Consider the following 13,730-nt stretch of genomic DNA (forward strand, 5'->3'; position numbering starts at 1 on the left):
CTCCCTACGGGCGGTCCGACGTTTCGGGAGGGCTAGGGTGAGGGTTGGATCTCAAGCCGAATACAAAATCCGAACCCAGCTCTCCCTCCGCAACATTTCCGTGCAACTCCCCAAACCAATTTCCCGCATCGCCCGATTTTGGTGCTGTACTGCCTCAAGCAACCGGAGAAAGCGCCAGCGCTGCTGGATGGCATAAGTCTTGCGCGCTTTCCAATACGCTTAAGGCTCGCAGGAGGCACGCCGTGTCGATTCATGTCGCATTGCACCACGTCACGCATTACCGCTACGACCGCGCCGTCGAGCTCGGTCCGCAGATCGTTCGCCTGCGCCCGGCTGCCCACAGTCGCACGCGGATACTGTCCTACGCGCTGAAAGTGTCGCCCGAGCAGCACTTCATCAACTGGCAGCAGGATCCCCAGGGCAATTACCTGGCGCGGTTGGTGTTCCCGGAAAAAACCGATGAGCTGCGGATCGAAGTCGATCTGCTGGCGGAGATGGCGGTCTTCAATCCGTTCGACTTCTTCCTTGAGCCTTACGCGGAAAAGATTCCGTTCGCCTACGCCGCGGATGAGCGCAAGGAACTGGCGCCGTACCTGGAAACCTTGCCCCTGACGCCGAAGTTCAAGGCGTACCTGGATGGCATCGACCGCACGCCACTGCCCAGTGTGGATTTCCTCGTCGCACTCAATCAGCGCCTGAGCGAGGACATTGGCTACCTGATCCGCATGGAGCCAGGTGTGCAAACGCCTGAACACACCTTGGAACATGCCTCCGGTTCCTGCCGCGACTCTGCGTGGTTGCTGGTGCAGCTGCTGCGCAACCTCGGTCTGGCGGCGCGTTTCGTCTCCGGCTACCTGATTCAACTGACTGCCGACGTCAAAAGCCTCGACGGTCCGTCGGGCACTGACGTGGACTTCACCGACCTGCACGCCTGGTGTGAGGTCTATTTGCCCGGTGCCGGCTGGATCGGCCTGGACGCGACGTCAGGGCTGTTTGCCGGTGAAGGACACATTCCGTTGGCCTGTAGCCCCGATCCGGGCTCTGCGGCACCGATCAGTGGCTTGGTTGAACCGTGCGAGTGCGAATTCACCCACGAAATGTCGGTGGAGCGGATTTGGGAAGCGCCACGGGTAACGAAGCCCTACACCGAAGACCAATGGCTGGCAATCCAGGCATTGGGTCGGCAGATCGATGCCGACCTGCTGGAGGGTGACGTACGCCTGACCATGGGCGGCGAACCGACGTTTGTTTCCATCGATGACCCGGACGGTGCCGAGTGGAACACGGCGGCACTGGGGCCAGACAAGCGGCGTCTGTCCGCCGAACTGTTCCAGCGCATGCGCAAGCACTACGCGCCCCAAGGTCTGGTGCATTTCGGTCAAGGCAAATGGTACCCCGGCGAGCAATTGCCGCGCTGGTCGCTGAACTGCTACTGGCGCCGCGACGACGTACCGATCTGGCACAACAGCGCGCTGATTGCCGATGAGCAGCAAGACTACGGTGCCAATGGCGAGCTGGCCGGTCGTTTTCTGGCCAGCGTCGCCGAACGCCTGAAAATCCCCACACGTTTTGTGTTTCCGGCCTACGAAGACAATTTCTATTACCTCTGGCGCGAAGGTGCTTTGCCGCAGAACGTCAGCGCCGAAGACTCACGTCTTGAAGAACCGTTGGAACGTGCACGCCTGCGCAAAGTCTTCAGCCAGGGCCTGGACAAAGTCATCGGTCAGGTCCTGCCGCTGGCGCGCACCGCCAAGGGTGATCAATGGCAGAGCGGTCGCTGGTATCTGCGCGATGAGCATTGCCGACTGGTGCCGGGGGATTCGCCGCTGGGCTATCGCTTGCCGCTCGGCTCGCAGCCTTGGGTGAAAGCGGCGGAGTACCCGTTCATTCATCCGGTGGACCCGAATCAGGATTTCCCCGCACTGCCCGACACGGCACAACTTCAGAGCCAAGGTGCCGCTGCCGTTGCTGAGGAGCGTGAGCCGAAGATCGACGAATCCGCCGACTGGCTGACCCGCACGGCGTTCTGTGCGGAGGCGCGAGAAGGGCGGTTGTACCTGTTCATGCCGCCGCTGGAGCGGGTCGAGGATTATCTGGAACTGGTCAGCGCCATCGAAGCCACCGCCGAGGAATTGCATTGCCCGGTGTTGCTGGAAGGCTATGAGCCGCCGAGCGATCCGCGGCTGAGCAACTTCCGCATCACGCCCGATCCGGGGGTGATCGAGGTCAACGTGCAGCCGTCCGCCACGTGGGATGAACTGGTCGAACGCACCGAATTTCTTTACGAAGAGGCACGCCAGACCCGACTGACCACCGAGAAATTCATGATCGACGGCCGGCACACCGGCACCGGCGGCGGTAACCATTTCGTTCTGGGGGGCGCGACACCGGCTGACTCACCGTTTCTACGCCGCCCCGATCTGCTGCGCAGCCTGATCAGCTACTGGCATAACCACCCGTCCTTGTCCTACCTGTTTTCCGGATTGTTCATCGGCCCGACGTCTCAGGCGCCACGGGTCGATGAAGCACGCAACGATGCGTTGTATGAACTGGAAATCGCCTTCGCCCAGATGCCTGAGCCGGGCGAGGAGTGCGCGCCGTGGCTGGTGGATCGGCTGCTGCGCAACCTGCTGATCGACGTGACCGGCAACACCCATCGTGCCGAGTTTTGCATCGACAAACTGTATTCACCGGACGGTGCTACCGGTCGCCTTGGATTGCTCGAATTGCGCGCCTTTGAAATGCCGCCCCATGCGCGCATGAGCCTGGCGCAGCAATTGTTGTTGCGGGCGCTGGTCGCGCGGTTCTGGCGTGAGCCTTATGCACCGCCGAAACTGGCGCGCTGGGGCACCGAATTACACGACCGTTTCCTGTTGCCGCACTTTATCGAGCAAGACTTCGCCGACGTCATCGTTGACCTTAATGCCGCCGGTTATCCCGTGCGTGCGGAGTGGTTCGCGGCGCATCTGGAGTTCCGTTTCCCCAAGGTCGGCGATTACGCGGTCAGTGGCATCGAACTGGAATTGCGTCAGGCGCTGGAGCCCTGGCATGTGCTGGGCGAGGAGGGCGCAGTCGGCGGCACGGTGCGTTATGTGGATTCGTCGCTGGAGCGCTTGCAGGTCAAACTCACGGGCCTGCCGCCGCAGCGTTATCTTCTGACCTGCAATGGCATCCCGGTGCCATTGCAACCCACCGGGCGGGTCGGCGAATTTGTCGCTGGCGTGCGTTTCCGCGCCTGGCAACCGGCGAACTGCCTGCAGCCGACCATCCCGGTCCACGCGCCGTTGGTGTTCGACTTGCTCGACACCTGGATGCAGCGTTCGCTGGGTGGCTGTCAGTACCACGTCGCCCACCCGGGCGGGCGCAACTACGACAGCTTGCCGGTGAACGCCAATGAGGCCGAGAGCCGGCGGATGGCGCGTTTCTTCCGCATCGGACACAGCCCTGGGAAACTTCCTACACCGAATGTGGAAGTGAACGACGAGCTACCGATGACTCTCGATTTACGACGCTTCTAAACCGTACGCGACGCTCGGACTTTTCGTATATCCGAGCGTCATGAGCCTGCGTTAGTCTGACCGTTCTTTGCTGTCTGCCGAGCTTTCCATGCCTGACCTGCTTGACCGCTACCCGCTGACGGCGGGCACTTATCACGAACTGCTCGACGACAGCGGCGCGGTGCGCCCGCACTGGCGGAGGTTGTTCGACCAATTGCAACGCAGCACACCAACACAATTGGTGCAGCGTCAGGCGCTGCTGACCCGGCAGATCCAGGAAAACGGCGTGACTTACAACGTCTACGCCGACCCCAAGGGTGCCGATCGGCCGTGGGAACTCGATCTGCTACCGCACGTGATTGCGGCTGATGAATGGCAGCAGTTATCGGCCGGGATCGCCCAGCGGGCACGCTTGCTCAATGCTGTGCTGGCAGATCTGTACGGCCCGCAACGCTTGATCGCCGAAGGTCTGCTCCCGGCCGAGCTGGTATTCGGTCACAACAACTTCCTCTGGCCCTGTCAGGGCATCACGCCACCCGACGGGGCTTTTCTGCATCTGTACGCCGTAGATCTGGCACGTACGCCCGACGGTCGCTGGTGGGTCACGGCGGATCGGACGCAAGCCCCGTCCGGTGCCGGTTATGCGCTGGAAAACCGTACCATCGTGTCCCGGGCCTTTCCCGAGTTGTACCGCGATTTGAAAGTGCAACACCTGGCCGGATTCTTCCGCACGCTTCAGGAAACCCTGGCCCGTCAGGCGCCGAGTGATGACGAAGCGCCGCTGATCGTGCTGCTCACACCGGGACGTTTCAACGAAAGCTATTTCGAACATCTGTATCTGGCGCGCCAACTCGGTTATCCGCTGGTAGAGGGCGGCGACCTGACCGTCCGGGATGCCACGGTCTACCTGAAAACCTTGAGCGGACTGCGCCGGGTCCACGCGATCATGCGGCGGCTCGACGATGACTTCTGCGATCCGCTGGAGCTGCGCACTGACTCGGCCCTTGGCGTGCCGGGATTGCTGGAAGCGGTACGCCGAGGGCGGGTGCTGGTGGCCAACGCACTCGGCAGCGGCGTGCTGGAGTCGCCGGGGTTGTTGGGCTTCCTGCCGAAGATCAATCAATTCCTGTTCGGCGAAGAACTGATCCTGCCCTCCATCGCGACCTGGTGGTGCGGTGAAGCACCGGTGCTGGCTCAGGCCCTGGAAAAATTGCCGGAGTTGCTGATCAAACCGGCTTTCCCGTCACAGAGCTTCACTCCGGTATTTGGGCGCGATTTGAGTGAAAAACAGCGTCAGGAACTGGCCGAGCGCATGCAGGCCCGGCCTTACGCCTATGTCGCGCAAGAATTGGCTCAGCTCTCTCAAGCCCCGATCTGGCAGGCAGAAGACGGTCAACTGCAACCTCGGGCTATTGGCATGCGCGTGTACGCAGTGGCCAGCCGTCAGGGCTATCGGGTTCTGCCCGGCGGCCTCACTCGCGTTGCCGCCGAGGCTGACGCCGAAGTTGTGTCGATGCAGCGCGGTGGCGCGAGCAAAGACACTTGGGTGTTGGGCGATCGCCCGCCGAGCGGTGAGCAATGGAAAACCCAGCGCACGATCGGTGTGCACGACCTGGTAAGGCGCGATCCGTATCTGCCGTCGCGGGTGGTGGAAAACCTGTTCTGGTTCGGCCGTTATTGCGAGCGCTGCGATGACAGCGCGCGGCTGCTGCGGATCATGCTGGCGCGGTATGTCGATGGCGATGACCCGCAAGCCCTGGAGGCGGCGGTCGATCTGGGTGAGCGGTTGATGTTGTTGCCCGACGAAGGCGAGTTGCCGGAGCGTTTGCTGGCGGCATTGCTCGGCGACGACTGGTCGTTCAGCCTGCGCTCCAACCTGCAACGTTTGCAGTGGGCGGCCTCGCAGGTGCGCGGCAAGCTCTCGCGGGAAAACTGGCAAGCGCTGGTGGAGTTGCAGCGCGAAGCCATGGAGCTGGAAGCCGAAGAGCCGGATTTCGGCGAATTGCTGGATTTCCTCAACCGTTTGGTGATGTCCCTGGCGGCATTATCCGGTTTCGCCCTCGACGACATGACCCGGGACGAAGGCTGGCGCTTCCTGATGATCGGCCGCCGGATCGAACGTCTGCAATTTCTCAGCGCCAGCCTGGCGGCGTTTCTGCGCGGTGCCGGCGCTTTCGATCAGGCCGGCCTGGAATGGCTGCTGGAACTGGGCAACAGCAGCATCACTTACCGTTCGCGGTATCTGGCGGTGGCGCAACTGATCCCGGTGCTTGACCTGTTGTTGCTCGACGAGCAGAACCCCCACGCTGTGCTGTTTCAGTTGAAACTGGTGACGCGTACCTTGAAACGCTTGAATGACGACTTCGGCGTACCTCGCGAAGCGGGGTTGCCGCAGTTAGTGGAACGCTTGGCGCGGTTCGATCTGGGATGCCTGGAGAACTCGCTGTTCGGCGAAGCCAGCGTTCGGGCGGCCATTGAGGGGCTGGCCGACCTGTTGCAAGAGATCGCCGACGCCAGCGGGCAAGTGTCGGATCGTCTGGCCTTGCGCCATTTCGCCCACGTCGATGACGTCAGCCAGCGCACGGTGTCCGTCTGATGAGCGCCCATTACCAGATTCTCCACGACACCCATTATCACTACGACAGCCCGGTCTCTTTGGCTCAGCAGCTTGCGCACCTATGGCCGCGGTCGTGTGCCTGGCAGCGCTGCACCGAGCAGCAACTGCAGATCAGTCCCGCCCCGACGACCCGCCGCGATGAACTGGATGTGTTCGGTAATCCGCTGACCCGGTTGGCGTTCGAGCGGCCGCACGATGAATTGCTGGTCAATGCCCGGCTCACCGTCGAAGTGTTGGCCCGGCCTGCGCTGGATTTCAATCAATCCCCCGCTTGGGAAGAAACCCGCAACGCGCTGACCTACAGCAGTCAGCCGCTCTCCCGCGAGTTGCTGGAAGCGTGTCGTTACCGGTTCGAATCGCCCTACGTGCATTTGAAGCGCAACTTCGTCGAGTTTTCCGAAAGCTGTTTTCCATCGGGTCGGCCGCTGCTTTTGGGTGTTCAGGCGCTGATGGAGAAGATCTTCAGCGAATTCACCTTCGACGCTGAAGCGACCCAAGTTGCGACGCCACTGGTGGAAGTGCTGGAGCGCCGGCGCGGTGTTTGTCAGGACTTCGCTCACCTGATGCTCGCCTGCGTACGCTCCCGTGGGTTGGCGGCGCGGTACATCAGTGGCTACCTGCTGACCCAGCCACCACCGGGCCAGCCGCGACTGATCGGCGCCGATGCGTCACATGCCTGGGTTTCAGTGTTTTGCCCGATGCTCGGTTGGGTGGATTTCGACCCGACCAACAACGTGCAGCCGGCGCTGGAACACATCACCCTGGCCTGGGGCCGGGATTTTTCCGATGTCTCGCCGTTGCGTGGGGTGATTCTCGGGGGCGGCAGCCATGATCCGGAAGTCCGCGTCACCGTAATGCCACTGGATTAACAAAGATCCACTGTAGGAGTGAGCCTGCTCGCGATAGCGGTGTGTCAGAAAAATAAATGCTGAATGTGCCACCGCTATCGCGAGCAGGCTCACTCCTACAAGGGACTATGTGCGTTCTTTGGATAAGGGTATTTCAGATGGGACTGTGAGGGTCAGCAACATCGTTGCTGACCCTGGACACAGATCCGGTGGGCCTGATCAGATCATCGGGCCCTGAGGGTCTCAGGCGTCGGGCGCCTGATCTTTCGGTGCTTCAACAGCATCTTCTGCGGCCACTTCACCTTCTGCATCCGGGTTCAGTGCGGCGGCTTCTTCTTCAGCTGTAGCTTTCTTGCGCTGAAGCTTTTCCTCTTTCTTCTGCTCCTTGGCCAAGTCTCTCTGACGTTTGGCGAAGGAATAATTGGGTTTAGCCATGGGCGATCCTCTGGGGTCGAAGGTGAGGTTGAGCGGCGCGTATTCTGCCCTGTATCGATGCCCAGCCGTTAGCTGGGTTTTTGCTCGGCCCATTTTGGCAGTACCGAGGGTTGCCAGGCGTCCAGTGCATCGAGCAAGGTTTGCGGCGATTCGCTCACTTGCAGCATGTCACGGTGCGGTTCGCGAACGAAGCCTTCGCCGACGATATGATCGAGAAAAGACGTCAATTTGCTGTAGAAACCGTTCACTTCCAGCAGCCCCAGCGGTTTGCCGTGGTAGCCGAGCTGGCCCCAGGTCCAGACTTCGAACAGTTCTTCAAGTGTGCCCAGGCCGCCGGGCAGGGCGATAAAGGCGTCACTGAGCTCGGCCATCCGCGCCTTGCGCGCATGCATGCCGTCGACCACTTCCAGACGAGTCAGGCCGCTGTGACCGATTTCCTTGTCTTTGAGGCTTTGCGGGATGATCCCGATCACTTCACCGCCGGCCGCCAGCGCAGCATCGGCGACGATTCCCATCAGCCCGACGGCACCGCCGCCATAGACCAGAGTCAGCTTACGCTCGGCCAATGCTCGCCCCAAGGCGACAGCCGCTTCACGATAAGCCGGGTTGGTGCCAGTGCTGGCACCGCAAAATACACAAACGGACGCTAAAGACATGCCTTACTCCATGGTCAGGATGGCCACAGAGTAAAGGCAGGCACGCGGCGTTCCAAGGTCTACACTTCGCGTTCAGGTGTTTCACAGGTTCCGCTGGCGCCACAGGCGTAGGCGGCGAGCAAACTGCGCAACAGGCTGTTAAGGGACATGACTGTCGCTCCGATGAGTGATGACGGCTTGATGATAGGGCCGCCCCAGACGTCTGGCTGGTAGATTGTTTCGATAGGTGTCATAGCCCGAAAGTTGTATACAATTTTTGATTCAGGTCATAGGAACTTGCGAAGTTTTCAGGCAGTCTTCTGTCCATTCGCACTTTTGTTAACCCTGCCTTGGAGATTCACCATGTTTGCCAAACTTGTTGCAGTATCCCTGCTGACACTGGCCAGCAGCCAATTGATGGCTGCCGAGTGCAAGGTCACTGTCGACTCGACTGACCAGATGTCCTTCGATACCAAGGAAATCAGCATCGACAAGAGCTGCAAGACGTTCACCGTTGAGCTGACCCACTCCGGTAGCCTGCCGAAAAACGTCATGGGCCATAACTGGGTGCTGAGCAAAGACGCTGACATGCAGCCGATCGCCACCGCTGGCCTGGCCGCAGGCATCGAGAAGAACTACCTGCCGGAAGGTGACGCGCGCATCATCGCCCACACCAAAATCATCGGCGCCAAGGAAACCGACTCGGTGACCTTCGACGTGTCGAAGCTCGATGCTGGCGAGAAGTACGGTTTCTTCTGCTCGTTCCCGGGCCACATCTCGATGATGAAAGGCACTGTTGTCCTGAAGTAATCGAATCGAACGCATAAAAAAAGCGTCCACCTGGACGCTTTTTTTGTGCCTGTCTGTTCGCTCAATCAAGGCGCGAACGGCATCACTCGCTTGTGATGAGTCTTTTTATACGTGTCACAAATGATCTTGAACGCTTCCTCACGCACCGGTTCCCCGTGCAGGAACGCGTCGATCTCGGCATAGGTCACGCCGTGGGACGCTTCGTCCGGTTTGCCAGGCGACAGGTCTTCAAGGTCGGCCGTGGGGGTTTTTTCCACCAGCGACTCCGGCGCGCCGAAGCTGCGGGCGATATTCCGGACCTGGTTTTTCACCAGACCGCTCAGTGGCGCCAGGTCGCACGCGCCGTCACCGAACTTGGTGAAGAAACCCATCACCGCTTCCGCCGCGTGGTCGGTACCGATCACCAGGCCGTGGGCCGCGCCGGCGATGGTGTATTGGGCAACCATGCGCATCCGCGCCTTGGTGTTGCCGAGCACGAAATCCACCGAGACCGCGTGCTTGCCTTCGAAGGCCGCGACTTCACTGGCCAGGGCTTTGACCGCCGGGCCGATGTTCACGGTGTGGCGCTCGTCCGGGGCGATGAAATCCACCGAGGCCTGGGCGTCGTGTTCGTCGAACTGGGTTTCGTATGGCAGGCGTACGGCGATGAATTTGTAGCTGTTGTCGCCTGTACGTGTGCGCAGTTCGCGCATGGCACGCTGGGCCAGCAGTCCGGCGGTCAGGGAATCGACGCCGCCGCTGATGCCGAGCACCAGGCTCTTGAGCCCGGAATTGACCAGGCAGTCCTGGATGAAGGTGATCCGCCGGGTGACTTCAGCCTTGAGGGCGGCCTGGTCGGCGAACGGCGGCTGGACCTTGAGCTGTTCAGCAATCTCACGCTGTTCGGCTTGCATGAATTCACTCCTTGCTAGATGTGCTTGATGTGCTGGAAAGGGCGGCAGGTACTTTGAAAACGTGTCGCAAATAGGCGACGAAATTCGGGTCTTTGCAGTGAGTCTTGCCAGGCTCATCGGAAATTTTTGCCACGGGCTGGCCGTTGCAGGCGGCCATTTTAAGCACGATGCTCATCGGTTCAACACCCGGAATATCGCACGTCAGGTTGGTGCCGATGCCAAAGCTGACATTGATCCGACCGCGCAGCGCCCGAAAAATCTCCAGCGACTTGGGCAGCGTCAGGCTGTCGGAGAACACCAGCGTCTTGCTCATCGGGTCGATGCCGAGCTTGTGATAGTGGGCGATGGCCTTTTCCGCCCAGAGCACCGGATCGCCGGAATCATGGCGCAAGCCGTCAAACAGCTTGGCGAAATACAGATCGAAATCGCCGAGAAAGGCATCGGTGGTGATGCAGTCGGTGAGGGCAATCCCCAACAGGCCACGGTACTCGCGGACCCAGCAATCGAGGGCGGCAATCTGACTGTCGATCAGCCGTGGGCCGAGTTGTTGGTGGGCCATGATCCATTCGTGGGCCATGGTGCCCAACGGCTTCATGTCCAGCTCCCGTGAAAGGTGCACGTTGCTGGTGCCGACAAACCGACCGGGGAAATCGTGCTTGAGCACGTTCACCACTTCTTCCTGCACGCGGTACGAGAAGCGACGGCGAGTGCCGAAATCGGCGACCTGCAATTCGGACAATTCCTCCGCGCTGGCGTTGGCGGTCAGCCAGTCGAACTTGCGGTAGAGCTGCTCACGCGCCTGTTCCAGGACGACTTCACGGTAGCGATAGCGGTTGCGCACTTCGCTGACGATGGACAGCAGCGGCACCTCGAACAAGATCACGTGCAGCCATGGCCCGCGCAGGCGGATGAACAACTCGCCGTTTTCGATACCGGTGTGGACGTAGCGCAGATTGAAGCGGAACAACCCGAGAAAACGCAGGAAATCCGGTTTCATGAAGCTGATGCGCTCCATGAAGCTCAACTGGTCGGCGCTCAGGCTCAATTCGGCAAGGCGTTCGATCTGGAAGCGGATTTCCGCCAGGTACGGGCGCAAATCTTCACTGTTACGGCAACGAAACTCCCATTCGACTTCAACGTTCGGGTAGTTGTGCAGCACCGCCTGCATCATCGTCAGTTTGTAGAAGTCGGTGTCGAGCAGGTTCTGCACGATGCGATCGCCAAACACGCTCTCGCTCATAACGGGGTTCTCCAGGCTGGCCGCGGCCCGTGGCAGCGACGTTGCAGCTGTTTCAATGAATGGGGCTAGTGGCGCATATCAGTGGTGAGGATTGCCAGTGTTTTTTTCGCAGGAGGTCAGGCCGCGCGGCTATCAATCTGCTCCAGCATCCACTTCACAAAATCCCGCACCTTGGGCACTTCCGCCGAATGCTCCGGATACGCCAGGTAATAGGCATCGGTGCTGGGCATTGCGTGCTGCCAGGGTATGACCAGTTTGCCGTCGGCCAATTCCTCTTCCACCAGAAACCGCGGTAACAGCGCCACACCGCAGCCCACCTGGGCTGCGCGGATGCACATGTAAAAGGTTTCGAAACGCGGGCCGTGGTAGCTGTGTTCGGTGTGGTAGCCCTGACTGTCGAACCAGTCGTGCCAAGCCTGGGGCCGGGAGGCGTTTTGCAGCAGGACCAGGTCGGTGAGTTGCGTAGGATCGGTGAACGGCGTGTCCGGCAGACTGCCCGGTGCGCAGACCGGCACCAGCTCTTCGCCGAACAGCTTCAGGCATTCAGTGCCGGGGCGTGAGCCCTGGCCGAAGTAGAACGCCAGGTCGCTGCGACCTTGCAGCAGATCGTCGGCTTCCTGCTCGCTGCACAGGTCCAGATGGATCGAGGGATGGCGCAGACGCCAGCCTTTCAAACGTGGCACTAGCCAGCGCGCGCCGAAGGTCGGAGGCGTCGAGACGCGCAGGACTTCGGTTTCACCGCCGTAGGAGCGCAGGTAGTGGGTCGACATCTCGACCTGCGTGAGGATTTTTCTGACCTCCACCAGGTACAAATCACCGGCCGGGGTCATTTGCAGGCGTCGGCGCACCCGGCGGAACAACAGGTGCTGCAGCAATTCTTCGAGTTGCGCGACCTGTTTACTGACAGCGCTCTGGGTCAGGTTCAGCTCTTCAGCCGCCCGGGTGAAGCTCAAATGCCGGGTCACGGCCTCAAAACACTGCAGCGCGGTGATCGACGGCAAGTAGCGTTTATTCAGCATTGGTTGTCCTTTTTCTTGTTTCTTTCTTACCAGCAATTCGCAGCATGAATAAACGGAATGATATCTCTCTTAAAGGTCGTTTGTTGGGTAACGTCGGGAGCGCTAAAACTACAGGCCTCACCAGCCGAATTAATCCGGCTGCACGTTTTCTGTTTTTCGCTTGAGGAGTGACCCATGGTTGCCGCATTGCTTGATCGTCTTGGTGTGAATCCGGCCCTGTACCAGAACGGCAAAGTGCCGGTGCATTCGCCGATCGATGGCAGCCAGATCGCCGCCGTAAACTGGGAAGGCGCCGCTGAAGTCGAGCAGCACATCAGTCGTGCAGATCATGCGTTCGAATTGTGGCGCAAGGTCCCGGCCCCGCGCCGTGGTGAACTGGTGCGCCAACTGGGCGATATCCTGCGTGAATACAAGGCCGACCTCGGCGAGCTGGTGTCCTGGGAAGCCGGCAAGATCACTCAGGAAGGCCTGGGTGAAGTTCAGGAAATGATCGACATCTGCGATTTCGCCGTCGGCCTGTCCCGTCAGCTGTACGGTTTGACCATCGCTTCCGAGCGTCCTGGCCACCACATGCGCGAAACCTGGCACCCGCTGGGCGTCGTCGGCGTCATCAGCGCGTTCAACTTCCCGGTTGCGGTCTGGGCCTGGAACACCGCGCTGGCGCTGGTCTGCGGCAACCCGGTGATCTGGAAGCCTTCGGAGAAAACCCCGCTGACCGCCCTGGCCTGTCAGGCGCTGTTCGACCGCGTACTGAAGAACTTCAGCGACGCGCCTCCGCACCTGAGCCAAGTCATCATCGGCGGTCGCGATGCCGGCGAAGCCCTGGTCGATGACCCGCGTGTCGCGCTGATCAGCGCCACTGGCAGCACCCGCATGGGTCGTGAAGTGGCGCCGAAAATCGCCGCACGTTTCGCCCGCAGCATTCTGGAACTGGGCGGTAACAACGCAATGATCCTCGGCCCAAGCGCCGACCTGGACATGGCCGTACGGGCCATCCTGTTCAGCGCCGTCGGCACTGCCGGTCAGCGTTGCACCACGTTGCGTCGCCTGATTGCCCATGAATCGGTGAAGGAAGAAATCGTCACCCGCCTGAAAGCCGCGTACTCCAAAGTGCGCATCGGCAACCCGCTGGAAGGCAATCTGATCGGTCCGCTGATCGACAAGCACAGCTTCGAAAACATGCAGGACGCGCTTGAGCAGGCCTTGAGCGAAGGCGGCCGGCTGTTCGGCGGCAAGCGCCAACTGGAAGACAAATTCCCTAACGCTTATTACGTCTCGCCGGCCATCGTTGAAATGCCGGAGCAGAGCGACGTGGTTTGCAGCGAAACCTTCGCGCCGATTCTGTACGTGGTCGGTTACAAGGATTTCGCAGAAGCGCTGCGCCTGAACAACGCCGTGCCACAAGGCTTGTCGTCGTGCATCTTCACCACTGACGTGCGTGAAGCCGAGCAGTTCATGTCGGCGGTGGGCAGTGACTGCGGCATCGCCAACGTCAACATCGGCCCGAGCGGCGCGGAAATCGGCGGGGCGTTTGGCGGTGAGAAAGAAACGGGCGGCGGTCGTGAATCCGGTTCCGATGCATGGCGCGGCTACATGCGCCGTCAGACGAATACCGTGAACTATTCGCTGGAGTTGCCGTTGGCTCAGGGCATTACGTTCGATTAAACATCGAATGAAGCAGTGATCCCCTGTGGGAGCGAGCCTGCTCGCGATAGCGGTTTGTCAGTCACATAGAT

The 13,730-nt window shown here is 60.6% G+C and carries 10 protein-coding genes; 5 read left to right on the forward strand and 5 right to left on the reverse strand.

Annotation, left to right across the window (positions count from 1 at the left end; translation table 11 throughout):
- Positions 1 to 242 precede the first annotated feature (242 nt).
- The 3 genes from ACYZTZ_RS30835 to ACYZTZ_RS30845 all read left to right on the forward strand — a co-directional run bounded on the left by ACYZTZ_RS30835 (position 243) and on the right by ACYZTZ_RS30845 (position 6,983).
- Positions 243 to 3,518, forward strand: coding sequence for a transglutaminase family protein (locus tag ACYZTZ_RS30835; protein ID WP_462000614.1), 3,276 nt, complete (start codon positions 243 to 245; stop codon positions 3,516 to 3,518).
- 88 nt (positions 3,519 to 3,606) lie between these two features.
- Positions 3,607 to 6,093, forward strand: a complete 2,487-nt coding sequence (locus tag ACYZTZ_RS30840; RefSeq protein ID WP_462000615.1) for a circularly permuted type 2 ATP-grasp protein — start codon at positions 3,607 to 3,609, stop codon at positions 6,091 to 6,093.
- On the forward strand, positions 6,093 to 6,983 hold the full coding sequence (locus ACYZTZ_RS30845; RefSeq protein ID WP_462000616.1) for a transglutaminase family protein: 891 nt from the start codon (positions 6,093 to 6,095) through the stop codon (positions 6,981 to 6,983). Before ACYZTZ_RS30840 ends, ACYZTZ_RS30845 begins: the two co-directional genes overlap by 1 nt.
- Before the next feature lie 222 nt (positions 6,984 to 7,205).
- On the opposite strand, the gene ACYZTZ_RS30850 is transcribed toward ACYZTZ_RS30845, so the two are convergent.
- The gene (locus ACYZTZ_RS30850) at positions 7,206 to 7,397 is read right to left on the reverse strand and encodes a hypothetical protein (protein WP_008157021.1); all 192 of its coding nucleotides are present in this window, start codon (positions 7,395 to 7,397) and stop codon (positions 7,206 to 7,208) included.
- Positions 7,398 to 7,465: 68 nt separating this feature from the next.
- A complete protein-coding gene (locus ACYZTZ_RS30855; RefSeq protein WP_046044816.1) occupies positions 7,466 to 8,053 on the reverse strand; it encodes an LOG family protein in 588 nt (195 codons plus the stop codon).
- Between the two features lie 342 nt (positions 8,054 to 8,395).
- Here ACYZTZ_RS30855 and azu point away from each other — a divergent pair, with 342 nt between their 5' ends.
- Positions 8,396 to 8,842 carry an azurin gene (gene azu / locus ACYZTZ_RS30860; RefSeq protein ID WP_056746322.1) on the forward strand — a complete coding sequence of 149 codons (447 nt, stop codon included), beginning with the start codon at positions 8,396 to 8,398 and terminating at the stop codon, positions 8,840 to 8,842.
- Positions 8,843 to 8,907: 65 nt separating this feature from the next.
- Here azu and nadE read toward each other — a convergent pair whose 3' ends face one another.
- The 3 genes from nadE to ACYZTZ_RS30875 all read right to left on the reverse strand — a co-directional run bounded on the left by nadE (position 8,908) and on the right by ACYZTZ_RS30875 (position 11,994).
- A complete protein-coding gene (gene nadE, locus ACYZTZ_RS30865; protein WP_462000617.1) occupies positions 8,908 to 9,735 on the reverse strand; it encodes an ammonia-dependent NAD(+) synthetase in 828 nt (275 codons plus the stop codon).
- Positions 9,736 to 9,739: 4 nt separating this feature from the next.
- On the reverse strand, positions 9,740 to 10,975 hold the full coding sequence (gene pncB, locus ACYZTZ_RS30870) for a nicotinate phosphoribosyltransferase (RefSeq protein WP_150656616.1): 1,236 nt from the start codon (positions 10,973 to 10,975) through the stop codon (positions 9,740 to 9,742).
- 116 nt (positions 10,976 to 11,091) lie between these two features.
- Positions 11,092 to 11,994, reverse strand: a complete 903-nt coding sequence (locus ACYZTZ_RS30875; RefSeq protein WP_056746317.1) for a LysR family transcriptional regulator — start codon at positions 11,992 to 11,994, stop codon at positions 11,092 to 11,094.
- 174 nt (positions 11,995 to 12,168) lie between these two features.
- On the opposite strand from ACYZTZ_RS30875, the gene amaB reads away from it, so the two are divergent.
- On the forward strand, positions 12,169 to 13,659 hold the full coding sequence (gene amaB / locus ACYZTZ_RS30880) for an L-piperidine-6-carboxylate dehydrogenase (protein ID WP_462000618.1): 1,491 nt from the start codon (positions 12,169 to 12,171) through the stop codon (positions 13,657 to 13,659).
- The last annotated feature ends 71 nt before the right edge of the window (positions 13,660 to 13,730 follow it).

The sequence above is a fragment of the Pseudomonas sp. LB3P58 genome (assembly GCF_054897895.1).

Coding starts and splice junctions, on each gene's coding strand:
- ACYZTZ_RS30840 (WP_462000615.1), top strand. CDS start 3,607: ATGCCTGACCTGCTTGACCGCTACCCGCTGACGGCGGGCACTTATCAC.
- ACYZTZ_RS30845 (WP_462000616.1), top strand. CDS start 6,093: ATGAGCGCCCATTACCAGATTCTCCACGACACCCATTATCACTACGAC.
- ACYZTZ_RS30850 (WP_008157021.1), bottom strand. CDS start 7,397: ATGGCTAAACCCAATTATTCCTTCGCCAAACGTCAGAGAGACTTGGCC.
- ACYZTZ_RS30855 (WP_046044816.1), bottom strand. CDS start 8,053: ATGTCTTTAGCGTCCGTTTGTGTATTTTGCGGTGCCAGCACTGGCACC.
- azu (WP_056746322.1), top strand. CDS start 8,396: ATGTTTGCCAAACTTGTTGCAGTATCCCTGCTGACACTGGCCAGCAGC.
- nadE (WP_462000617.1), bottom strand. CDS start 9,735: ATGCAAGCCGAACAGCGTGAGATTGCTGAACAGCTCAAGGTCCAGCCG.
- pncB (WP_150656616.1), bottom strand. CDS start 10,975: ATGAGCGAGAGCGTGTTTGGCGATCGCATCGTGCAGAACCTGCTCGAC.
- ACYZTZ_RS30875 (WP_056746317.1), bottom strand. CDS start 11,994: ATGCTGAATAAACGCTACTTGCCGTCGATCACCGCGCTGCAGTGTTTT.
- amaB (WP_462000618.1), top strand. CDS start 12,169: ATGGTTGCCGCATTGCTTGATCGTCTTGGTGTGAATCCGGCCCTGTAC.